This is a genomic window from Saccharopolyspora sp. NPDC002578 (assembly GCF_053592695.1).
In genome coordinates, this window is sequence record NZ_JBSFWJ010000012.1 from 68,454 (window position 1) to 91,948 (window position 23,495).

The window sequence follows — 23,495 nt, forward strand, 5'->3', positions numbered from 1 at the left end:
GACGGTGGTGATCGTCTGTGGGGTGGTCAGCTCGTCGATGATCCTGACCAATCAGCGGTTCCTCCCGCCCTGGCAGGAGCGGTACGAGATGGCGGCCGAGTTCGAGCAGGTACCTGCGGTGAGCCCGAACCAACAGCCCAAGGTGCGCATCGCCGGCGTCGAGGTCGGACAGGTGACCGACAGCGAGGTAACGCGGAACGGCAAGGCGCGGCTGACGTTGTCGCTGGAGCCCGGATACGAGGTCTACCGCAACGCGCGCTTGGTGCTGCGCCCGACCAACCCGCTCAACGAGATGTACGTGGAGGTCAACCCGGGCGGCCCACCGGCACCGAAACTGCCGCCGAACGGCGTCATCCCGTTGAACCAGACCGAGCGGCCGAGGCAGCCAGACGAGGTGCTCAACCACCTCGACGAACGCAGCAGGAACGCGGTGACCAACCTGCTGTCCACCTCCGATGTGGCGCTGGCGAACGCGCCGCAGAACCTGCCCGCCGGCCTCAACGCCGCAGATGCCACCTTGCTGCGGTTCAAGCCCGTCCTGCAGAACCTGCAGACGCGCCGCGAGAACATCGCCGAGTTGGTGACCGCGCTGTCCCAGATCAGCCGGGCGGTCGGCCACAACGACGGTCGGCTCACGGAACTGATGGACGCCAGCGAGCAGACGCTGTCGGTGCTGTCCGAGCACAACGCGGATGTCCAGTCCGCGGTCGGGCAGTTGCCGGATACGACCGGCGAGCTCAAGCGCGCGATGAACGGTGTCAACGGGCTGACCGGTCAGCTGAACCCGACGCTGGACAACCTCAACGCCGCGTCGGACCGGCTGCCGGAAGTGCTGCGCAAGGTCAGTGGCACCGTCGACAACCTGGGACGCACGGTGCGGGCGGCACGGCCCGTCGTGTCCGCCGCGCGACCGATCGTCCAAGATCTCCGACCGATGGTCGGCCAGGCGCACACGGCGTTGGGCGACCTTCAGCCTGTAGCCCGCGATCTGGGGCCGGACTCCGAGCTCATCGTGTCCTACCTCAATGATCTGCAGGCATTCATCTTCAACACCAACGGGGCATTCAGCCTGTCGGATGCCAATGGCGGGTTCATCCGGGGCCACGTGGCGGTTCCGCTGCCGGATGCGGGCGTGCTGCCTGGTACGCACGGCGGAAACACAGGGGGCGACTGATGAAGATCTTCCAAGGCACCTCGGGCAAACTCGTCGTGCTGGGCGTCTTCTTCGTCCTCTCGATGATCTACATGGGATACCTGCTGGACAAGGCGGGTACGCCCAATCCGCTGGGGAGCTCGAAGGCCTACACGGTTTCCTTCGAAGTGGACGATGTGGACAACGCGATTCCCGTCGGCGACGTGAAGATCGCCGGCGTCACCATTGGCGGTATCGACAGCGTCGAGCACAACGGCAGTGGCAAGGCGCTGGTCGTGGTGCACGTGGACGAGGACGCCGCGCCGTTGCACGAAGGCGCCCAGGTCAATATGCGGATCGGGGCGAAGTCCATCGCCGGTGAGTCCTACATCGATATCGTTGATGGCCGCGGAAAGGCGATGCCGAACGGCAGCAGGATCGTTCCCGAGGCAGTCGAACGGGGCGTGCAACTGCGCGATGTCGTCGACAGCCTCGACCCGAAGACCCGGGAGGCGCTCAGCGGTGTGATCCGAACCGCGGGCGAGGGAACCACCGGTACGAAGGAGGACGTGGACGGGGCCATGACCGGTCTCGGCCAGGTGGGGCGCGAGGGCTACACCGCGGTGGATGCCATCTCGGCGCAGTCGGAGGATCTGAAGGTGCTGGCGCAGCAGACCACGACCGTGCTGGACGCGCTCGACACCGGGCAGGGGCAGATCGCCTCGCTGGTGCACAACGCCCAGCAGCTGACCTCGGCCACCAGCGGGCAACAGGAGAACTTGGCCGCGACGGTGCGCAAGCTGCCCGGGGTGCTGTCGAGTACGCAGCAGGCAACGGGCAAGCTCAAGGAGCTGTCCACCTCGGTCGGGCCGGTTGCCGCGGATCTCAAGGAGGCCGCACCGCACCTCAACGCCTCCCTGGAGCAACTCCCGCAGACCACCGAGGATCTGCGCGGGTTGCTGCCCGATCTGACCAGCACGCTGGACCGGGCACCGGCCACGTTGGACCGCGTTCCGGCGACGGCACAGGACGTGAGCACGCTCGTGCCCCAGGCACGTACCGCCATGACCAACCTCAACCCGATGCTGTCGTACCTGAAGCCATACGGCCCGGAGCTGGGCGCGTTCTTCGCCAACTTCGGATCGATCTTCCAGTACACGGACGAGGCCGGGATTCACTTCTTCCGGCTGCTGCCCGATGAGGGCAATGAGGCCATCGTCAAGGGTGTGCCGGTACCGCTGCCCAAGGTGCTGACGAACAGCAACCCGTATCCCGCTCCTGGACAGAGCGTCTCGCCCGAAGGACGCGACTTCACCAAGCTGCACCAGTGGCCGAACTGACGGCCGGGACGGGTTGATCTCCGCGACCTCCGGGGGCGGTGTGGGTGTCGTACCCCGCCGTCTCCGGAGGTTCTCCATCTTCGTCCACAGTGGAAGATTTTACGTCGGGTGCGTTCATGTTGTCATCGCAGCCAGCGAGGTCCCTGTTCTGGTGTGGCTGATCAGCTCATAAGCGCTGTTCAGGAGCTGTCTCTCGGTTCGCTCTCGCGAGATTTCGGACACGAAGGGAGATGCTACAAGTCTGGAAACTTGGTACCTGTCAATGTTGTTCTTGGTGGGTTCACCGAGGTACTGTGTCCCGCGTCACGAGAGATCGACGCGACGGGAAGGGGTGGGTCGGGAGCGATGCGGTTGTTGCAGGCAATCCGGGCACAGATCCGGAGTCTCCTCGAAGTGATCCGGCGGGCCCCCGCTAGGTCCGCGGTCGGCGGAAGGCGGACCGCCACGCGAAAACTGTTGGTGTGCCTGGTCATTCTCGGAATCGCCGGCAGCACCGTGGCCGGATTGCTGAAGCTGCGCGTCGAGACCACTGTGGAGTCGTTCCTGCCCAGTGGAGATCCCAGCGTGCAACGCCTCGAGGAACACGCCCGGTCGTTCGGCGGGAATCCCGTGGCCGTCGTCCTGGAGTCAGAAGAACCAGGGCACCTGCTCACCGGCGACAAGCAACTAGAGAAGCTCATGAAGCTCGAGGGGAATCTGTCGCGGATGCCGGATGTGGCAACCGTTTATGGCCCTGGCACGGTGATGAACCAGCTCGCGATCTCCTCGCAGAACCTGCTCGCGACCCTCAGCGGCACCCGGGACGGTTTGCGCGCCCGCGCCGAGGCCGCGGCCCGTGCGCGCGGGGAATCCGAGTCGTCGGTCAGCGGGGCCGGTGATGCGGCCACGGCCGAGTTCGACCGGCGATACGGAACGCTGTTGGTCAAGGGGCTGCCCGGTGGCCTGCCGACCACCAAGAACCCGAACTTCGTCAAGAACGTCATCTTCGATGAGGAGGGAAGGCCGCGGGCGCGCTGGCACTTCGTGGTGCCGAAGGAGAACAGCGTCGCCGTGCTGGTCCGGCCGCGCCAGGACCTGGACGAGGCCGGTACGAAGCGCCTTGTCGAGGGAGTGCGGGACGCGGTCGGAGGCTCTGGGCTCGACACGACAAAGACGACCGTGACCGGAGTGCCGGCCATCACCTCCTCACTGACCAGTGCGGTCACGGCCGAGATTCCGCTGTTGGCGGGCTTGGCCGCACTGGTGATCCTGCTGCGCTTCCTGCTGGCCTCGCCCGGTTCCAGTCTGTTCCGCAAGCTGTGGCCGCTGCTGGCGGCGGTCATCGGCAGCGCGCTGACCTTGGCGGTGTTCGGCCTGTCCGGTGTGCCCATCTCCTTCGGCGCTGCCGCGTTGCTGCCGCTGCTGATGGGCATCGGCAGCTCGTTCTCGCTGTACCTCGCCGCGTCCGGGAACCGGCGGCGGGTGCTGGTCGTCTCGGCCGCGAGCGCGGTCGCATTCGCCTCGTTGGCCGCGTCGCCGTTGCCGTTCGTCCGGCAACTCGGTTTGGCCTTGGCGCTCGGCGTGGTGTTCACGGTCGGAGTCACCCTGCTGGTCGGCGGCAAGGCCCAGCCGGGTCCGGACGTTGAGCCCGACCCGAAACCCGAGGCGCCGCAGCGTTCGTCGGCGGTCGGTTCGCGACGCCCCGGCTTGCGCTGGACCGCGCTCGGCAGCCTGGTGGCGGTCGCGGCGGTGGGCTGGGCGTCACTGGCGACGCTCGACGTCCAGGCCAATCCAGAGGATGCGGCCCGCGGGCTGCCCGAACTGGAGAACGCTCGGTACGCCGAGCAGGTCCTGGGTTCTTCCGGTGAGGTCAGCATCGTGCTGCGGGGCATGGACGTGCGGAGCCCGGAAGCTCTGGACTGGATGTACCGGGCGCAGGACGTGGCCGTGTCCCGTTACGGCGACCAGGTCCGGCCGATCCTCACCGCACCCGACCTGCTGAGCTTCCTCGGTGACCATCCGACCCCGGAGCAGATCTCGGCCGGGTTGCAGTTGTTGCCGCCATACCTGACCAGCGCGGTGTTCAGCTCCGAGGGGGATCAGGCAGTGCTGACCTTCGGGCTGAAGTTCCAGGACCTGGGCAACCAGACGAGGTTGCTCGACGAGATGCGCGCGGCGCTACCGCCGTCGCCGGGCGCAACGCAGGTCGACGTCGTCGGGCTGCCGGTGTCCGCGGCCCGCGCCTACGAGCAGATCTCGCAGCACCGCTACCTGGACAACCTGGTGGGGATCGCGGCTGCCGGTGCGGTGCTGCTCGTGGGACTGCGAGGTCACCGGCGGGATGCGCTGCGCGCGATGGTGGCCGCCGCGATGGCGACCGGGTGGACCGTGGCCGGCATGTGGCTGGTCGGTGAACCGCTGAGCCCGCTGACGATCGCACTGGGCTCGCTGGCCACGGTGACCGCGTGCGAGTTCACCGTGCTGCTCGCCGATGACCAGCGGGAACGATCGGCTGTGTTGCGGCGGGTGGTCGCGTGGGCGTGCGTCACCTCGGTGGTCGGCTACCTGGCCCTCGTCCCCTCAACGATCGCCCTGCTCCGTGACTTCGGGATCACGCTGGCAGTCACGGTGCTGCTGTCGTACCTGGCGGCGCTCGCCGTCGTGCGGCTGACGCCGTCGGGCGCTGGGAAGCAGGAGCCCGCTCCCGAAGTCCGCGTTGCCGATACGGAACTCTCGGAGGTTCGTTCATGAAGACCCGCATGCCCACCTGGCTGAACAGGGGCGCCATCGGCCGCTTCGCCGAGCACCTGGGCAGGCGTTCGGCGTTTCGCCTCACCGGATATCGAGCGGGTGTCGTCGTCGCGATGCTTCTTGTGGTCGTCGGCGGATCCGGCGCGAAGACCGTCATGCACGCGGCGGAGGCGCTGCCAGCGGACGCGGCCTTCCGCTCGTCCGGTGCCGTGGTCACCAAGCAGCAGCTCCAGCAACGGGTCGGTTTGATGGAGTTCCTCTACGGGTTGCAGCGGCCGCCGGACCCGGCGGGAGTTGACAAGTTCAACCGTTCGGTGGCGAAAGCACTGGTGGTCAGCGGCGTGGTGGACCGAGCCGCCGTCGAACACGGCATCGTCATCGCGGACAAGGCCGCGAGCGACCAACTCGACAAGATGATCAAGGAGAACGGTGGTGGTGACCGCCGTGCCTTCATCCAGGAGCTCGGGGCGCGAGGGATCTCCGAGCAGAACGTCCTCGACGAGATCAAGCGTCAGCAGGCCAGCGCCCGGCTGTTCGGCAAGGTGACCGAGTCGGTCGAACCGGTCACCGACGCGGACGCGCAGCGCTACTACGACAAGAACCGCGCGCAGATGGTCACTCCCGAGCAGCGCGGCGTCGCCAACATCGTCGTGCCGGATCAGGCTCAGGCCCAGCAGATCGCTGAGCAGGCGAACGCGGGCGGCGACTTCGGCGGCCTGGCCGCGCAGTTCTCCATCGACGGCAGCACCAAGGACAAAGGCGGCTCGCTCGGTGACGTGCAGCCCGACCAGCTCGAACCCGGATACGCGAAAGCCGCCTTCTCGGCACCGGCCGGCGCGGTGTTCGGTCCGGTGCAGACCGAGCAGGGCTGGAACGTCGGCAAGGTCGGCGAAGTGCGTCCCTCGAAGCCCGTCGCCTTCGAGCAGGTCCGGGACGCCATCAAGGGCAAGCTGGACAACGACGCGAAACTCGGGGTGTGGGACGGATTCCTGACCCAGCGGATCAAGGACGCCGATGTCACGTACGCGCCCGAATACCTGCCCGCGAACCCGGACGCGTCACCGGCCAGAGCGGCGCAAGGCGAGTAACCACCGAGTCCTTCCAGATTGATTCGCGTGGCGGGCCGGGCGGCGGAACCTCAGCGGCTACGCCACTGAGAAGACACAGATGAATCGTTCTGAACGGACTCCTAACGGCAAGACGTCACTGCAGAAGGAGGAACGACATGCTGGCTCTCGTGCTGGCCGTGGTATCGGGTGGTTGCCTCGTCGCCGGATGGCTGTTGGAGCAGATCGTGCTGGTGTACGTCGCGCTAGCGTTGTCGGCCGCCGGCCTGGTGCTGGTGGTGGCTTCGATGTGGCGACGCAGGCGTCTCGGCGGGCAGGAAGCCGGCGGCGATGGTGAATCCGCTGATCATGGCGATTTTCCGGATTCCGCGGAGGATTCATCGGAGGTGTCCGGCGATGCCGCCGACACCGTCGCAGTCCGGTCCGGGGGAGCGACCGGACCGGACTCGGCGGCCGAGCCGGCCCGCGAGATCTTCGTGGCGAGATCGACCGGGCAGCGACTCGATGACGACGCGATGGTGGGCGTGGTGCACGGTCGCGCCCGGTTCCACTCCGGCGAATGCCGTCTGGTGCGGGGAATGCGGGTGCAGCGGCTGACGCTGGTCGAGGCGCGGGAAGAAGACTTCACGGCGTGCTCTGTCTGCGTCGAGATCGGAGCGGCCGCGCTGCTGTCTGAACAGCACTGAGATTCACTCCGGAACGCCCCTGGTTCCGGGTGCCCTCCGACACAAGCAGTTGCGGAAGACGGCCGTGTCCAGCGGCCGTTTTTCGCTGCGCGGCCGGCCGAAGCGACGCGGGGATGTCGCGCCCACGGAATGCAGCGCCACTGAAGGCGGGTTGACACGAGCACTCGCCTGCGGCGAGCGGGGAAGGACGTTCAGCCACTCCCGGACTTGGTCGGAAAAACCACGTAGTTATACCCGTGACCCCCACCATACCGGGATGGTTAACGTGGTGTTTCCAGAGCGCGAGACCAAGGCAAAGGGGCCGGTCATGAGGCTGGAACACCGCTCGTCCATGAGTTGTGCCGGCGGCACTGGTTCCACGACTTCGTCCAGGACGAGCGGTTGCCGACCCCCGCGAGCGGTTCGGTGGCCAGCGCGGCCAACGCACGTGTTCGGCCCGAACGCCCTGGTCGGTTAGCAGCACTCGAATCCGTCCGGGTGGCCGCCCGACCGCCCGCGCGAGAATCTCCAAGGAGGCCGGGATGCGCGTTACAGCTGCTGTCGCCAGGGACGAGGGTCAGCCGTTCATGCTCGAAGAACTTGAGCTGGATTCACCGCGGCCGGACGAGGTTCTCGTCGAGGTGCACGCCGTAGGGCTGTGCCGGACCGACATTTCGCTCCGCGACCAGTGGATGCGGATTCCGCTGCCTGCGGTGCTCGGACACGAAGGGGCCGGCGTGGTAGCGCGGGTCGGGGCCGACGTCACCAAGGTGCGGCCCGGCGACAAGGTGGTCATGACCTTCGGGTCCTGCGGCCGCTGTCGCTACTGCGAGAGCGGCCACCCCGCCTATTGCGTCGAGCTGCTGGAGCGAAACGTCAGCGGAAGCAGGCCGGACGGGACCAACGCCCTGCACTGCGATGTCGAGCACGGTGAGATGCACGGTTTCTTCATCAGCCAGTCCTCCTTCGCCACGCACGCCATCGCCAGCGAACGCAGCATCGTGCGCGTCGCCGACGACACCGACCTGGAGATGGCCGGACCGATCGGCTGCGGGATCCAGACGGGTGCCGGAGCCGTGATCAACCGGCTGCGCCCGGAGGCCGGGTCGGCCATCGCGGTGTTCGGCGTGGGCGCGGTCGGCATGGCCGCCGTGATGGCCGCGAGGCTGGTCGGTTGCGCCACGATCATCGCGGTCGACGTGCAGCCGGACCGGCTCGACCTCGCCAGGGAACTCGGCGCGACGCACCTCATCGACGCCGGCCGGGTCAACCCGGTCAGTGCCATTCAGACGATCACCGATGGCGGAGTCGCCTACACCGTGGAGACCACTGCGGTACCGGAGGTCGCGCGGCAAGCGGTCTACAGCCTTGCGCCGCTCGGCACCTGCGCGATCCTCGGTCTCGGCCCCGCGGGTGCCGAACTGTCGATCGACATGACCAACCTGCTGCTTCCCGGGCGGACCGTGACCGGAGTGACCTGGGGCGACAGCCGGCCCGACGAATTGATCCCGCAACTGCTGGAACTCCACGGGCAGGGCCGGTTCCCGGTGGATCGGTTGATCGACACCTATTCCCTGATGGACATCAACAAGGCCGTCGAAGATCTTGAAGTGGGCAAATGCCTCAAGGCGGTGCTGAAGCCGTGTTCGCTGCCCGCCCGGGGAATGTCCGCTGCTGGCCAGGAAAAGCACAATAGACAGGTCCGGATGGCGGATGCGATAACGGCCGGATGGCCGAAGATCGCCTGATGGCAGCGTGGTGAGTGGCCACGAAAAGACCTCCGACTGGCCTATCCGCTTCTACTACACTGACCCTGCTCTGCGCAGCGACGCGCCGGGGAAGGGGACATCACGGAGTGTGTGCTCAGGTCAGGGAGCTCGGCGATGGCTTGACCAGTTTCGTCGGTCGCAAGCGGGAGCTGGCCGAGATCACGCGGTTGCTCGGTGAATCTCGGCTGGTCACGCTCACCGGTGTCGGTGGTGTCGGCAAGACGCGCTTGGCGGTGCGCGTGGCGGACCGGATGCGGCAGGAATTTCCCGACGGTGTCTGGCTGGTGGAGCTCGCGAAGGTCAGCGAGCCGGCGCTGGTCCCGCACGTCGTCGCGGAGGCGCTCGGTGTCCCGGACCAGTCGACGCGGTCCCGTGAGGAGGCACTGCTCGAATTCCTCGGCGAGCGGCGGTTGTTGCTCATCATGGACAACTGCGAGCATCTCCTCGGCGCCTGCGCGGTGCTGGTCGCGAAGCTGGTGCGCGAGGACAACCGGGTCGTTGTGCTCGCCACCAGTCGGGAAGTGCTCGGGCTCCTCGGCGAGTGCAGCTGGCCCGTGCCACCGATGTCCATCCCGGACCTGGCGAACCTGGCGCCGTCGCGCGGCGGCTACGTGTACGGGCACGAGGCGCTCGACTTGTTCGAGGAACGCGCGCGCACGGTGCTGCCCGACTTCCGCCTCGATTCCGCCTCCAAGCAGGCGGTTTCCAAGCTGTGTCAGGGATTGGACGGGTTACCGCTGGCGATCGAGCTGGCGGCGGTGCGGATGCGGTCCATGTCGGTGGAGCAGATCTTCGAGCGGCTCCGCGACCGGTACCGGTTGCTGAGCTCCGGCAACCGGGGCGGCCCAGCGCGGCACCAGACGCTGCGCGCCGCCGTCGACTGGAGCTTCGACCTGTGCACCGAGCAGGAGCGGGCGTTGTGGGCCAGGCTGGCGATCTTCGCGGGCGGCTTCGATCTCGAAGCGGCCGAAGCCGTGTGCACCGACGACACCATGGCCGCCGATGACGTGCTCGAACTGCTGGCGGACCTGGTGGACAAGTCGATCGTGCTCCGGGAGGGGGCCGGATCGGAGGTCCGATACCGGATGTTGGAGACGATTCGGGCGTACGGCAGGGAAAAACTGGCCGCCGCGGGCGCGGAGCGCACCCTCCTGCGGCGGCATCGCGACTACTACCTCCGGCTCGCCGAACGGCTCGACGAGAACTGGTTCGGTCCCGACCAGTTCTACTGGTGGGACAGGTTGCAGCGCGAGCAGGGCAACTTGTGGGCGGCGCTTGACTTCTGCCTGACCACGTCCGGCGAAGAAGCCGTGGGGATGCACATGGTGGGCGCCCTGTGCTTCTACTGGAACGCCTGCGGCCACTTGCAGGACGGCCGCTATTGGCTGGGACGGGCCATGACGGCCGATCCGGGACTCACCGCCGCGCGGGCGAAGGCCCTATGGGTCACCGGTTACGCAGCCATGACCCAAGGCGACCATGCCGCGGCCAGGACCTGCTTCGACGAGTGCATGGAGCTGGCCGAGACGCTCGGAGACGAACGTGCGCGCGCGTTGACCTTCCAGTTCCGGGGATCGTCCGAGCAGTTCACCGGCAATCTCGAGCGCGCGGAGCCGTTGCTGGTGGAGGCGGTCGAGTTCCACCGCGGTGCCGGGATCGTCGACGCGCTTACCGTGCTGGGCGTGGCGCAGCTCGCCTTCGTGTCCTGCCTGCTCGGGACCACCGATCGCGCCATCGAGCTCTGCGAGGAATGCCGGGTCACCAGCGAGGCGCACGGGGAGAGGTGGGCGCTCTCGTGGGGGTTGTGGGTGTCCGGCCTCGCCAGGTGGACCCGCGGCGAGTACGCGATGGCGGCGGAAGCGTTGCAGGGGTCGCTGGACGTGAAGAGCGCGTTGAACGATCGGCTGGGCATCTCGGCGGCTTTCGAGCTGCTGGCATGGGTCGCCGTCGAGGAAGGAGACGCGGGGCGGGCGGCGCAGCTGTTCGGCGTCAGCCGGACGGCGTGGGCCACGGTCGGCGATCCGCTGTTCGGCTCGCAGGCGTTGGTGGACACCCACGACCGCTACGAGGCACGGGTACGCGGCGAGCTCGGTGACAGCGCGTTCGAGGAGGGTGCGCGGCGCGGTGAGCAGCTGAAGATCACCGATGCCATGGCGCTGGCCAGGATCGATCACCGGGAGAAGGTGGGCTCCGGCATCCCGAACCTGACTCGTCGCGAGCGCGAGGTCGCGCGGTTGCTCGCGAAAGGCCTCACGAACCGGGAGATCGCCGACCGGCTGGTGATCTCCCAGCGCACGGTCGAGGGTCACGTCGAGAACGTGCTCGGCAAGATGGGCGTCAAGTCCCGCACCCAGGTGGCCATCTGGTTCACCAGCCGGGACCTCGGTTAGGCAGTCGCCGCTCCGCGTCCGGCCCGAGCGTGGCTGCCAGGAACCCAGGCGGAGCCTTGACTGTCGATGTCGACGTTATTTGGAACATGATGTTAATGGGTGTAGTGCTTCCTGTTGTCGTGGAACGTTGAGCGCATCAAGTTCGTCCTAAGTGGACTTAGGAAGCTTTCGGCGTACGCTTTGACTTGCACAAACGATGATATGAAACGGGGATGAGTCCGACTGGGGGTGTCGGCGGCCGGTGACTTGTTGCGGTCCAACGCCTGGCAAGGCAGTTTTGCGGGGTTATTTGATACATGGATTGATTGTGAGTGCATCGCGACGTAGTATGTTTTCTGTTGGTGCCCACCGGCTCGGACCCGGTTCGAGCCGGTGGGCATGGGTGTTGGCGCGGATGCGCGGGGAGCCTGCCGGCGCCGGGCCGATCGTTCGGCGCCGGCAAGGTGCGCCGCAGAGCACCGCGCCCGGGTCGTTCCGGCTCACAAGGAGGTTGGCGTGCGCACTTCGGTCGAGCAGCTGAACCGGGTGGTGATCCGGTTCGCGGGCGATTCCGGCGACGGGATGCAGCTCACCGGCGATCGGTTCACCTCGGAGACGGCGTTGTTCGGCAACGACTTCGCCACGCTGCCCAACTTCCCGGCGGAGATCCGGGCTCCGCACGGCACGTTGCCCGGTGTGTCGTCGTTCCAGCTGCACTTCGCCGACAGCGACATCGCCACGCCCGGCGACCGGCCGGACGTCCTGGTGGCGATGAACCCGGCCGCGCTGAAGGCCAACATCGCCGATCTTCCGGCGGGCGGGACGCTGATCGTCAACTCCGACGAGTTCACCAAGCGGAACCTGACCAAGGTCGGATACGACGCCGACCCGCTGGGCGACGAGTCGCTGGAGTCCTTCGCGGTGCACCAAGTGGCGATGGGCACCTTGACCCGCGGTGCGCTCGCGGAATCCGGCCTGTCGAAGAAGGAGGCCGAGCGTTCCAAGAACATGTTCGCGCTCGGCCTGCTGTCCTGGATGTACAACCGGCCCGGCGAGGGAACCGAGCGGTTCCTCCGGGAGAAGTTCGCCAAGAAGCCGGACATCGCCGAGGCCAACGTGCAGGCGTTCCGGGCGGGGTGGAACTACGGCGAGACGACCGAGGCGTTCGCTGTCAGCTACGAAGTCGCACCCGCCAAGCTCGCCCCCGGCGCCTACCGGCAGATCACCGGCAACACCGCGCTCGCGTACGGGATCGTGGCCGCCTCGCGGTGCTCCGAGCTGCCGGTCCTGCTGGGCACCTATCCCATCACTCCTGCTTCGGACATCCTGCACGAACTGGCCAAGCACAAGAACTTCGGCATCACGACCTTCCAAGCGGAAGACGAGATCGCCGGGGTCGGGGCCGCGGTCGGGCACGCCTTCGGCGGCGGTCTCGGCATGACCTCGACGTCCGGGCCGGGGCTGGCGCTGAAGTCGGAGATGATCGGCCTCGCGGTGATGACCGAGCTTCCGCTGGTGGTGCTGGGAATCCAGCGAGGCGGCCCGTCCACCGGCCTGCCCACCAAGACCGAGCAGGCCGACCTGCTGCAGGCCATGTACGGCCGGAACGGGGAGTCGCCGGTCGTCGTGCTGGCGCCGGACTCGCCGGCGGACTGCTTCGCCGCGGTGCTGGAGGCCTCGCGCATCGCGCTGAAGTACCGGACCCCGGTGGTGCTGCTGTCGGACGGCTACATCGCCAACGGCTCCGAGCCGTGGCTGATCCCGGACGTGGCCGAGCTGCCCGATCTGCGAACTCCGTTCGCGGTCACGAGCAATGCCACGGACGGATCAGGGGAGTTCTGGCCGTACCTGCGAGATCCGGACACGCTGGCCCGGCCATGGGCGGTGCCCGGCACGCCCGGCCTGCAGCACCGGATCGGCGGGCTGGAGAAGGAGGACGTGACGGGCGGGATCTCCTACGACCCGGACAACCACGACAAGATGGTCCGGCTCCGCCAAGCCAAAGTGGACGGGATCGACGTGCCGGACGTCGAGGTCGACGATCCCGGCGTCCGTGCCACCGCGCTGGTCCTGGGCTGGGGGTCGACGCGCGGTCCGATCAGTGCTGCCGTGCGGCGAATCCGCGGCCTCGGCCACGACGTGGCGCACGCCCACCTGCGCCATCTGAATCCGTTTCCGGCCAATCTGGGTTTGCTGCTGCACCGCTACGAGCGCGTGCTGATCCCGGAGATGAACCTCGGTCAACTGGCCACCCTGATCCGAGCCAGGTACCTCATCGATTGCGACGGCTACACCAAGGTCGCCGGACTGCCGTTCCAGGCCGAGGAGCTCGAGGGTGTCCTCCGCGAATTCCTAGAGGGAGTGCGAGCATGACCACGGACCTAGGCCTGCCGCTCGTCGGCGGGCAGCACGACGTTCCCGGCAGCGCCGAACCGCAGAAGGCCAAGGACTACAAGTCCGACCAGGAGGTCCGCTGGTGCCCGGGCTGCGGCGATTACGTTGTGCTCAACGCGGTGCAGTCGTTCCTGCCGACGCTGGGGCTCAAGCGCGAGAACATCGTGTTCATCTCGGGAATCGGGTGCTCGTCGCGATTCCCGTACTACATGAACACCTACGGGATGCATTCGATCCACGGCCGCGCGCCGACGATCGCCACCGGGCTGGCGCTGTCCCGTCCGGACCTGTCGATCTGGGTGGTCACCGGGGACGGGGACGCGCTCTCCATCGGCGGCAATCACCTGATCCATGCGCTGCGGCGCAACGTGAACATGACGATCCTGCTGTTCAACAATCGGATCTACGGTCTGACGAAGGGTCAGTACTCGCCGACCTCGGAGCCGGGAAAGGTCACGAAGTCGACGCCCGTGGGGTCGGTGGACCACCCGTTCAACCCGATTTCGCTGGCGCTGGGCGCTGAAGCCACCTTCGTGGCGCGGACGATCGACTCCGACCGCACGATGCTCACCGACGTGCTTCAGGCCGCGGCCGATCACCGCGGGGCCTCGCTGGTCGAGATCTACCAGAACTGCCCGGTCTTCAACGACGGCGCGTTCGACGTGCTCACCGACAAGGTGGAGTCGGAACGCCGCATCATCCCGCTCCGCGACGGCGAACCGGTGCGGTTCGGCCCCAAAGCCGCCGACGGAGCGGGGGAGTTCGGCGTGGTGCGCGATTCCGCCACCGGGGCACTCGCCGTCCGCGGCGTCGCCGATACCGGCGCGGACGCCGTCCTGCGGCACGACCCGGCAGCGGACGACCCGACGCAGGCGTTCGGGCTGTCCCGCCTGACCGATCACGACCTGGGCTACGCCGTCACCGGAATCTTCCGGCGGGTGCGGCGCCCCTCGTACGACGACCTCGTCCGCGAGCAGGTGCAGGCGGCAGGGGGCTGCGAACGCGCCGATCTCCAGTCCCTGTTGAACGGAACCGACACCTGGACGGTCTCCCCGTGACGGCGGGGTGAAGTCCCCAGCCGCAGATCAGAGCTCGAACCCATCCCGGAGCGGCCACGCAGTCCGAGGGCGTTCCCGGCGATTGATCGACCGCGCCCGCGGAGCGGCCGCGGCGGTCCCCTTTCCTCGCATCGCACCCGGAAATCGGAGGTCTGTGATCATGGTTCGCAACCGTGGGCCGCGGCGACGTGGCATATCCGCGCACGGATTCGGCGCGCAGCGCCGGATGCGGTGCTACCAGGCGGCCGCGCTGGCCGGAATGCTGGCGCTCGGGGCGGCCGATCAAACACCCTGGGCGAGCGAGGCGGACGTCGAAGCGAGCGGTTCGAACGCCGCGCACGGCACGCCGCCGCCCCGGAACACGGCGGTGCCCGAGCCACTTTTGGCTGCACAGCCCGCCGCCGTGCCCGAGCGACCGGGCGAGGGCCCCCGCGCGCTCGAAGCCCGCGCGGCCCCGGCCACCCCGAAATACGGCATTCCCGCGACGGTGCTCGACTCCTACCTGCGCGCGGTCGACGCCCAGCAGCGGGACGACCCGGGCTGCGGAATCGCCTGGTCGCTGCTGGCCGGCATCGGCAAGGTCGAGTCCGGGCATGCCCGCGGCGGCGACGTGACCCCCGAGGGCGACCTGATTCACCCGATCTACGGCCCGGCGCTGGACGGGACGAACGGGACGGCTTCGATCCAGCACGGTGGGCAATCAGCGCGCGCCGCCGGCTCGATGCAGTTCATCCCGTCCTCGTGGGCGCGGTGGGCCGCGGACGGCAATCACGACGGATCGAAGGACCCGCAGAACGTCCACGACGCCTCGCTGGCGGCTGCCCGCTACCTGTGCGGGGGAGGTCGTGACCTGACGACCTCGGAGGACCTGCGCGCCGCGATCTTCAGCTACAACCACTCGCAGGATTACGTCAACCTGGTGCTCAGCTGGATGCGGGCCTACGAGAGCGGAGGCGGCGGCGTTCCCGATGAGCACACCTCGTCCGAGCTGCTGACCCTCGCCGCGTTCGAATCGCCCAGCGACCCCGGCAGCGAGCCCTCGGCACCGGCGGCCCCGCCCGCTGAGCCGCCTCCTGCGGCGGAGCAGCCGCAGAACCCGGCCCCGCCGCCGGAATCCCAGCCGGAAGACCCCGAACCGCCGCAGAATGACGGCCCTGCCCCAGCGCCGTCGCCCGCACCCGGGAAGGGGGTCCTGCAGCCGGTGAAACAGCTCCTCCCGCCGCCGGTGAACGACGCTGTCGCGCCGGTCCTCCAGCCGGTGGAGCACGTCGTCGGGCAGTTGCCCGTGCAGGACCTTCTCGGCGGAGACCGCTGAGCGAACTACGCCGGTGGGCACGGTTCCGCACGGCGCCAGCCACGAGTGAGTCATCCGAGGTGGTACGCGGTCGTCCTCAAGCGGCCGGGAATCGAAAGGACGCAATCGTGACCTACGTGATCGCCGAGCCGTGCGTGGACGTGCTCGACAAGACGTGCATCGACGAATGCCCGGTGGATTGCATCTACGAGGGCGGGCGGATGCTCTACATCCACCCCGATGAGTGCGTCGACTGCGGTGCCTGCGAGCCGGTGTGCCCGGTGGAGGCCATCTACTACGAGGACGACGTCCCGGAGGAGTGGGGCGCCTACACCAAGGCCAACGCGGACTTCTTCGTCGAGGCGGAGGTTTCCGGCGGCGGTTCGAAGGTGGGCAAGACGGACCTCGATGTCAAGCCGATCGTCGAGCTGCCCGCTCGGGCGGCCGACCACTGAACCGCTGCGATGACGAACCCCTGCGGCTCCGCGCGGTGCCCCGATCCAGCGCGGAGCAGCTGGGATTTCCGGCGCCACCAACGGAAATCCCGGGCGGTGCCGGGGCGGGCGAGCGCTGTCCGCCCCGGCGGTGCCTCAGCTGTGCGATCCCGGGGCGAGGCGGTCGAGCACGGCGGCCGCCTCGTCGGCCATGGCGGGGACGAACTCGGCGACCTTGATCATGTCCTGGATCGCGCCGGCGACCTGTCCGGCGAGGACGAGCCCGTCCTCCACGTCCCCCTCGGTCTGCGCGCGCTGCATGGATTCGATCTTCCACCGCAGGAGCTCAGCCGCATCGGTGGTCTCCCCGTGATCCTCGGCGAGGCGCAGGGACGCCCGATTGCGCAGCCCGCGGCACGGCCCGTACACGCCGGTGAAGGCGATGTCGTCGCCCTCCCGGGCCGTCAGGAGCGCCTGCGCGTAGGACGGGTGCCAGTCGGAGTTCTCCTCCGAGGCGATGAACCTGGTGCCCATCGCGACGGCGTCGGCTCCCATGCACAGCGCTGCCGCCAGGGTCCGCCCGTCCTTGGCTCCGCCGGAGAGCACCACGGGTACGTCGACGGCCGCGGTCACGCTGGGCACGAGCACGTACGTGTGCACTCCCTTGCTCGGGGCGTGCCCGCCCATCTCGAAACCGGCGGCGATGATCGCGTCGACTCCGGCCTGCTCGGCTTTGACGGCTTGGGCGGTGGAACCGACCTTGTGCTGGTGCAGCATGCCCGCGTCCTTGATCGGCGCAACGTACGCGCCGGGGAATCCGGCGGAGGTAGTCAGCACGGTCAGCCGCTCGGCGATCCGGTCGTCCTCTTCGCGAGCCTGGAGCGCGGTCTTGATGTAGGTGTCGGTGAATTCCAGGACCTGCCCGTCGCCGTCCACGCCGACCGGCACGTTGACCGCGAAGGGGTTGTCGGTCAGCGCGGCGCACTCCTCGATGTGCGCGCGGAACTCCCGGGCCCCTTCGGCGAGGTCGCGCGGGAAGCCGGGCATGCTCACGGTCCCGAGACCGCCTGCGTTGCTCACCGCCGCGGCGAGCTTGGGGGTGCGGAACGGCCCCAATCCCTCTTGCACGATCGGATGTTCGATGCCGGCCAGCCTGGTGTACCGGTTGCGGATCGGACCCATGGTCATCGGCTCCTCGAAGGTCGGTGGAAAGGCTCCGCGCCGGCCCGCGCGATGGGACTGTTCGCGCGCCGTGGCGCCCGCACGCCGGTGCGAGATGCGGACGGACGCGTGGCCGGACGAGCTTGGGATGCCAGAGAATTTACAGATGAGGGCCTGAAGTGTCCATGTCTGTATGACGTCGAGGGTTTCGTCGAGGGTCACGCGAGCCTCGGGAACTTATACATTTTTGGGCGCCGAGTATTGCAAAGTGTCCATAATGAGGGCTACACATGGTGGAGCAAGCACGAACGGGAGATCGGTTCCCGCAGCTCGCCTCCGCCTCCCGCGAGGCGGAGGCCCGAGAAGGCAGGTGAACACGTGTCGGAGACACTCGCGGCCGCGCTGGCCCCGCTCGCCGAGGTTGCCGAGGACCCGGACGCCTACGTCGTGCGATGGAAGGAGCGCACCGGCGGCAAGGTGGTCGGGGCCTTCCCGATGAGCTTCCCGGGCGAGATCGCGCACGCCGCAGGGGCGCTACCGGTGGTGATCCAGGAGAACCGTGAACCCGACACGCACGGGCGCAACCTGCTCGCCGAGTTCTACTGCGGTTACACCCGCAACATCGCGGACTCCGCGGCCAAGGGGAACCTCGACATCTACGACGGGTTCTTCCTGGCCGACCACTGCATCCAGCTGCTCGGCGCGGTGGACGTGGTGCGGTTCGAGTCGCCGGAGAAGCCGATGTACTTCGGTCACCTGCCGACCTCGCTCGGCGATTCGTGGACCCCGGAGGACGCCCGGAAGATGATGCGGTCCTTCGTGGATGAGATGGGCGAGTTCGCCGGGGCTCCGGTGACGCCGGAGGCGTTGGCCCACAGCATCGCGGTGTTCAACGAGAATCGCGGGCTGCTGCGGGAGATCTTCGAGGCTCGCAGGTCGGGAAACGCCCAGTTCACCGCCGAGCAGATGCAGGTGCTGGTCAAGTCCAGCATGGTCATGGACAAGGCCGAGCACACTCGACTGCTCCGGCGGGTCATCGCGGAAGCCGCGGAAGTGCCGCGCGATGACCGGGTCCGGCTGTACTTGTCGGGCCATTTCAGCCACGCCCCGAAACCGGAACTCCTTCGGGCGATCGAGGATTGCGGTGCGCTTGTCGTGGACGACGACCTGTTCACCGGCATGCGGTACATCTCGACCGATGTGCCCGAGGACGTTGATGCCGTCGACGCACTCAGGGACTGGTACCTGCAGCGTGACGTCAACCTCCCCTGCGCGACGCTGGTCCAGCACGAGGCGGACTGGGAGGACTACCTCCTGAACTCGATCGACCGGAGCGGGGCGCAGGGGGTGATCGTCCTGCTGGTCAAGTTCTGCGAGCCGCACATGCTCTATTACCCCGAGCTGCGCAAGGCTCTGGACGAACGGGGCGTCCCGCACCTGCTCATCGAGACCGAGCACGAGGGTGCTCCGGAGGAGAACGTCCGGACCCGCGTGGAAGCGCTCGTGGAACGCATTCGCCGCAACCAGCTCGTCCGCTCCTGATATCTGAATTTGCTGTCGCTCTCGAAGTGCAGCCGCTCCCAATCGCAGGAAGTGATCACATGAGCACTCCAGTCATGGACAAGACCAGGCGTCTGGAAGTCAACAAAGCCGGTAGCAAGATGATCTCCGACTACTGGGACGGTGTCTTCAACGCACGTGAGCGCGGCGACCAGGTGGTCTGGTACAACGGCCAGGCGCTGAACCCGATCTTCCAGGCGGCGGGCCTCGTGTGGTGCCACGGGGAGGCCTTCTCGGCGCGGCTGGCGGCGCAGCACCTGGAGGTGCCTGCCCAGCAGGCGGGCGAGGAGTACGGCTACCTCGGTGAGCTCTGCTCGTACTCCCGCACCCACCTGGGATGCGCGGTGCTCACCCAGAAGAGCCGCCAGGGCGAGGCGACCGGGATCGTGGGCATGCCCGAGCAGGAGCAGCTCGCCAGCAAGCTGCCCGCTCCCGACTTCTTCGTCAACGCCTACTCCGGGTGCAGCACCGGTCAGCAGTGGGACGACATCTCGTTCCGGGTGTTCGGCAAAGAGCTGCCGATGTTCAACGTCTCCTTGCCGTTCCTGTGGGGCAACAAGCCGGATTCCGGTTACCTCGTCGGTGAAGAGTGGGAGCAGACCTCGCTGCACGTGGAGGACCAGCTCTACAAGCTGATCGACTTCATCGAGCACCAGACCGGGCGTCCCTTCGACTGGGACGCGCTGCGGCAGAACATGGCCTACATCAAGCGCGCTTCTGAACTCCGCCGCGAGGCGATGGCGCTGTGCGCGCTCACCCCCGCCCCGGCGACGTTCTGGGACTGGATCTCTAGCATCGCGCACATCAACTTCCTGCCGGCCAGCCAGGAGCTCGTGGACTTCTTCGCGGCGGTCAAGGCGGAGGTCGAGCGGCGCGTCGCCGAGGGGATCAGCGGTGTGCAGAACGAGCGCTACCGGCTCTACTTCGACGGCATCATGAACTGGAACAAGCTGGGCTGGCTCGCCAAGAAGTTCGCCGCCCACGACGTCGCCGTCATCGCCGGGCGCTACACCCACCACGCGTTCTGGCAGGAACCGCACATGATCGACCCGGAGAACCCGATTCCGGGCATGGCCAAGCACTACCTGCTGTGCCCGACCAACCACGGTACGAAGACGATCCAGAACCTGGTGCTAGGCGACTGCGAGAAGTACGGGGTGGACGGGATCGTGTTCCACTCCACCCGCACGTGCCGCGCCTTCACCAACCCGCAGCAGCTGGTCGCCAAGGCGGCCCAGCGCGACCTCGGCATCCCGTCCATCTTCTTCGAAGGTGACGTCGCGGATGCGTCGTTCTACAAGGACGAGATTCTGGAGAGCCGGCTGGTGGCGATGCTGGAGGGCATCGATTCGCGGCGCAGTCGCGACGTCACGGGCTGAGGAGTGCTCTCAGAACGGTCTGCGTAGTGGGTCGCTCAGCGGCTCCGCCGCTGACAAGACGACGAGCAAAACCATTCTGCAAGGACTCGTGATCGGTTGATCCGCGGATTTCTCGGAGGCGACGATGCCTGAGCACTTCATGGGTGTTGACCTGGGTTCGACGACGGCCAAGACGGTGATCGTCGACGACCTCGGTGGGATCGTCGCCTCCGAGGTCGTGCAGATGGGGGCGGTGAGCCGTGCGGGCCTGAGCCGTTCGGTCGACGCGGCGCGGCAGTCGGCCGGGCTCGCGGAATCCGATATCGCGCAGACCATCTCGACCGGTTACGGACGCCGCCTGGTCCCGGGGTCCGGTCGCACCTTCACCGAGATCACCTGCCACGCCCGCGGCGTCGCCGCGATGTGTCCGGGAGTGCGGCTCGTGGTCGACATCGGCGGGCAGGACAGCAAGGCGATCCAGGTCGACGACGACGGAATCGCGGACAACTTCGCGATGAACGACCGCTGCGCGAGCGGGACCGGACGCTTCTTCGACGTCCTGGCCCGCGCGATCGAGTGCGACATCACCGAACTCCCCGAGTTGGCGCTGAACGGCGACAAGGACCTCGAGGTGAGCAGCATGTGCGCGACCTTCGCGGAGACGGAGCTCATCTCGCTGCTGGCGGCGGGGGAGCGGCGGGAGGACATCGCCGCGTCGGTGCACCGGGCGGTGTCGGGGCGCATGGCGGGCCTCGTGGCCCAGGTGGGTAAGCGGAGCCCGGTCGTGATGACCGGCGGGGTCGCCAAGAACGCCGCGGTGGTGCGGTTTTTGGAGGAGGCGCTGCGCGAGCCGATCACGGTGCCGAGGTGGCCGCAGATCACGGGTGCCTACGGCGCGGCGCTGCTGGCCCGGGACCGCGCCGATTCCCGGACGCGGAGTCCTGACTCCGAGGCGGACGAGCGCGCAACGCTGGTCACTTCCGGGGCGGCGACCCCGTCCTGCTCGACCTGCGGAGTGCCGGAGACGGTCGCCCCCACGCCCGATCACCCCATTCTCCCGATCCGGCCGGTCTGAACACCTGCACTCCCCGCTCCGGAAGCGCGAACTCCGCGGCGCGATGATCCCGGGCCGCACCAAGCCGAAATGGAAGGAATCACGACATGACCGATCGGGCGCACGAGGCGCTGCGAGCCGCTGACGGGTTCGACTTCTCCGAGACGGCGGTGGTTATCGCGGGCGGGACCTCCGGCGTGGGCTTGGCGACAGCGGTGTCCTTCGCGCAGGCGGGCTGCCGCCGGCTGGTGGTCCTGGGGCGAAACGAGGAGCGCGGCAAGCGGGCGGTCGGCCACGTGCAGGAGAACGTTCCGGGCGCCGAGCTCGAATTCGTGCCGACCGACGCCAACGATCCCGCAGCTGCGGAGGAGGCCGCCCGGGAGGCGCACCGGCGGCTGGGGGCGCTGGACGTGCTGGTCAACTCCACGGTGGCGCCGTACCAGCCGACGCTGCTGCGGAACACGCCCACGGAACAGGTCGCGAAGGTCCTGACCGAGCAAGCGCTGGGGCCGCTGCTGATGAGCCGCGCCGTGCTTCCGTTCATGGCGGAGCAGGGGAACGGTTCCATCATCAACATCGCCTCGGACGCGACCAAGGTGCCGACGCCGGGGGAAACCTGCATCGGCGCCGCGATGGGGGCGATCTCGACGTTCTCCCGGACCCTCGCGCTGGAGGCCAAGCGGGACGGAGTGCGGGTCAACGTCATCACCCCGTCGCTGATCGTCGGCACCGGCTCCTACGACCGGGCGATGGACCAGGAGTTCAGCAAGAAGATCTTCGAACGCATCACCTCGCAGGCGCACCTCGGCGCCACCGAACCGGAAGACCTGGCCAACCTCGTGCTCTTCCTCGCCTCGCCGCTGTCCCGGCTGATCACCGGCCAGGTCATCAGCGTCAACGGCGGCATCTCCGTGGCCTGACAGCCCGGTAGCCCGACAAGGAGGTCGGACTATGACAGCCCGAACACGCACCGACGACCCACCGCGCTATTCCGTCGAGCGGAACCTCGCTCGGCGCTTCGACGAGAAGTTGCGGCGCAGAGCAGCCGGAGAACACCGCGGGCATCGGCCCATCGAGGAGATGCGGGATCGGCTGGAGCGCTTCATCACCGCCCGGACGGAGAGTCCGTTCGCGGTCCAGGACTTCGCCCGGCTCTCCGGCGGAGGTGCCAACGAGTCGTACCGGTTCCGGCTCCTGCGCGGTGATCGCAGCGACGAGCTGGTGCTGCGGGTGAAGGCGCCGTCGGGAATCTGCGTCACCGAGGTGGAGCGCGAGTTCCAGCTGCTGCAGGCGACGCACGGTGCGATCCCGGTGCCCGCGCCGCATTGGATGACCACTGACCCGGAGGATTTCGGCGAACCGGCGTTGATCTGCGGCAGGGCGCGCGGCATCCCGTCCCCGACGGAGGACGTCCCGCACGCGACCGGACTCGGAACCGCGTACGGTCCGCGATTGCGACGGCTGCTCGCCCCGCAGTTCGTCCAGCACCTGGCCAGGCTGCACGCACACGATTGGTCCGGGTACGACCTGAGCGGCTTCGACCTGCCGCGGCCGGACACCACGGACGCGGTGGACTGGCGACTGGCGATGTGGAACCGGTCCTGGGACGAGGACGCGCTCGAACCCCACCCGACGGTCCTGCTGGCCCGGCAGTGGCTGGCCGAGAACCGGCCGGTCGTCGACCACGTCTCCTTGCTGCACGGGGACTACCGGAACGGGAACTTCCTGTTCGACGAGGAATCCGGGGACATCACGGCGATCCTGGATTGGGAGCTGGGGCATCTCGGGGACCGGCATTCGGACCTCGCCTACGCGATGCTGCCCGGCTGGGGCCACCCGGACGACTCCGGCCGCTACCTCAACTCCGGCCTGGTGCACACCGACACGTTCATCGCCGAGTACGAGCGGATCTCCGGCCTCGCAGTGGATCGGGATCGGCTGGAGTACTACCTGGTTCTCAACCTGTACTGGGCGGTGGTCTCGCTGATCGGCACCGGGCCGCGCAACGCCGACGCGCGGATGACCGAGCTCGACGTCATGTACAACTTCATCGCCGGTCTCGGCGGCTACTTCGTCGGCGAGCTCAACCGGATACTGGCGAAGGACTGAG

General features: G+C 67.9%; 17 protein-coding genes. 16 read left to right on the plus strand and 1 reads right to left on the minus strand.

The genetic code is table 11. From position 1 onward, the window contains the following. The first annotated feature begins 22 nt into the window (after positions 1 to 22). The 11 genes from ACWD38_RS08785 to fdxA all read left to right on the plus strand — a co-directional run bounded on the left by ACWD38_RS08785 (position 23) and on the right by fdxA (position 16,273). Complete coding sequence (locus ACWD38_RS08785; protein ID WP_450123738.1) at positions 23 to 1,174, plus strand: MlaD family protein; 1,152 nt, start codon at positions 23 to 25, stop codon at positions 1,172 to 1,174. Then, complete coding sequence (locus ACWD38_RS08790; protein WP_450123739.1) at positions 1,174 to 2,472, plus strand: MlaD family protein; 1,299 nt, start codon at positions 1,174 to 1,176, stop codon at positions 2,470 to 2,472. The genes ACWD38_RS08785 and ACWD38_RS08790 overlap by 1 nt, the downstream gene beginning before the upstream one ends. A 153-nt stretch (positions 2,473 to 2,625) precedes the next feature. Next, positions 2,626 to 5,202, plus strand: coding sequence for an RND transporter (locus tag ACWD38_RS08795; protein ID WP_450123740.1), 2,577 nt, complete (start codon positions 2,626 to 2,628; stop codon positions 5,200 to 5,202). Continuing rightward, positions 5,199 to 6,290, plus strand: a complete 1,092-nt coding sequence (locus ACWD38_RS08800; RefSeq protein WP_450123741.1) for a peptidyl-prolyl cis-trans isomerase — start codon at positions 5,199 to 5,201, stop codon at positions 6,288 to 6,290. The genes ACWD38_RS08795 and ACWD38_RS08800 overlap by 4 nt, the downstream gene beginning before the upstream one ends. 137 nt (positions 6,291 to 6,427) lie before the next feature. Then, entirely contained in the window at positions 6,428 to 6,955 is a 528-nt protein-coding gene (locus ACWD38_RS08805) for a hypothetical protein (RefSeq protein ID WP_243794894.1), read from the plus strand. 521 nt (positions 6,956 to 7,476) lie between these two features. Next, on the plus strand, positions 7,477 to 8,682 hold the full coding sequence (locus tag ACWD38_RS08810; protein WP_450123742.1) for an NAD(P)-dependent alcohol dehydrogenase: 1,206 nt from the start codon (positions 7,477 to 7,479) through the stop codon (positions 8,680 to 8,682). A 140-nt stretch (positions 8,683 to 8,822) separates the two neighbouring features. Continuing rightward, positions 8,823 to 11,093: an ATP-binding protein gene (locus ACWD38_RS08815; RefSeq protein WP_450123743.1), complete on the plus strand. Its 2,271-nt coding sequence runs from the start codon at positions 8,823 to 8,825 to the stop codon at positions 11,091 to 11,093. A gap of 495 nt (positions 11,094 to 11,588) precedes the next feature. Next, entirely contained in the window at positions 11,589 to 13,445 is a 1,857-nt protein-coding gene (locus ACWD38_RS08820) for a 2-oxoacid:acceptor oxidoreductase subunit alpha (protein WP_450123744.1), read from the plus strand. Next, positions 13,442 to 14,524 carry a 2-oxoacid:ferredoxin oxidoreductase subunit beta gene (locus tag ACWD38_RS08825; RefSeq protein WP_450123745.1) on the plus strand — a complete coding sequence of 361 codons (1,083 nt, stop codon included), beginning with the start codon at positions 13,442 to 13,444 and terminating at the stop codon, positions 14,522 to 14,524. The genes ACWD38_RS08820 and ACWD38_RS08825 overlap by 4 nt, the downstream gene beginning before the upstream one ends. A gap of 160 nt (positions 14,525 to 14,684) precedes the next feature. Beyond that, entirely contained in the window at positions 14,685 to 15,839 is a 1,155-nt protein-coding gene (locus ACWD38_RS08830) for a lytic transglycosylase domain-containing protein (protein WP_243794902.1), read from the plus strand. A 107-nt stretch (positions 15,840 to 15,946) separates the two neighbouring features. Beyond that, positions 15,947 to 16,273, plus strand: a complete 327-nt coding sequence (fdxA, locus tag ACWD38_RS08835; protein WP_243794904.1) for a ferredoxin — start codon at positions 15,947 to 15,949, stop codon at positions 16,271 to 16,273. Positions 16,274 to 16,408: 135 nt separating this feature from the next. Here the strand turns inward: fdxA and ACWD38_RS08840 are convergent, their stop codons facing one another. After that, positions 16,409 to 17,440: an NAD(P)H-dependent flavin oxidoreductase gene (locus ACWD38_RS08840; protein ID WP_243794905.1), complete on the minus strand. Its 1,032-nt coding sequence runs from the start codon at positions 17,438 to 17,440 to the stop codon at positions 16,409 to 16,411. A gap of 351 nt (positions 17,441 to 17,791) precedes the next feature. Between ACWD38_RS08840 and ACWD38_RS08845 the strand changes: the two genes are divergently transcribed. The 5 genes from ACWD38_RS08845 (at position 17,792) to ACWD38_RS08865 (ending at position 23,494) form a co-directional block, all read left to right on the plus strand. Further along, entirely contained in the window at positions 17,792 to 18,955 is a 1,164-nt protein-coding gene (locus ACWD38_RS08845; RefSeq protein ID WP_450123746.1) for a 2-hydroxyacyl-CoA dehydratase subunit D, read from the plus strand. A 59-nt stretch (positions 18,956 to 19,014) separates the two neighbouring features. Continuing rightward, positions 19,015 to 20,352 (plus strand): 2-hydroxyacyl-CoA dehydratase subunit D, encoded by a 1,338-nt coding sequence (locus ACWD38_RS08850; RefSeq protein WP_243794907.1) that lies wholly within the window; start codon positions 19,015 to 19,017, stop codon positions 20,350 to 20,352. 124 nt (positions 20,353 to 20,476) lie between these two features. Next, on the plus strand, positions 20,477 to 21,406 hold the full coding sequence (locus ACWD38_RS08855; protein WP_450123747.1) for an acyl-CoA dehydratase activase: 930 nt from the start codon (positions 20,477 to 20,479) through the stop codon (positions 21,404 to 21,406). Positions 21,407 to 21,492: 86 nt separating this feature from the next. Continuing rightward, positions 21,493 to 22,305 carry an SDR family NAD(P)-dependent oxidoreductase gene (locus ACWD38_RS08860; protein ID WP_450123748.1) on the plus strand — a complete coding sequence of 271 codons (813 nt, stop codon included), beginning with the start codon at positions 21,493 to 21,495 and terminating at the stop codon, positions 22,303 to 22,305. 31 nt (positions 22,306 to 22,336) lie between these two features. Continuing rightward, entirely contained in the window at positions 22,337 to 23,494 is a 1,158-nt protein-coding gene (locus tag ACWD38_RS08865) for a phosphotransferase family protein (protein WP_450123749.1), read from the plus strand. The last annotated feature ends 1 nt before the right edge of the window (position 23,495 follow it).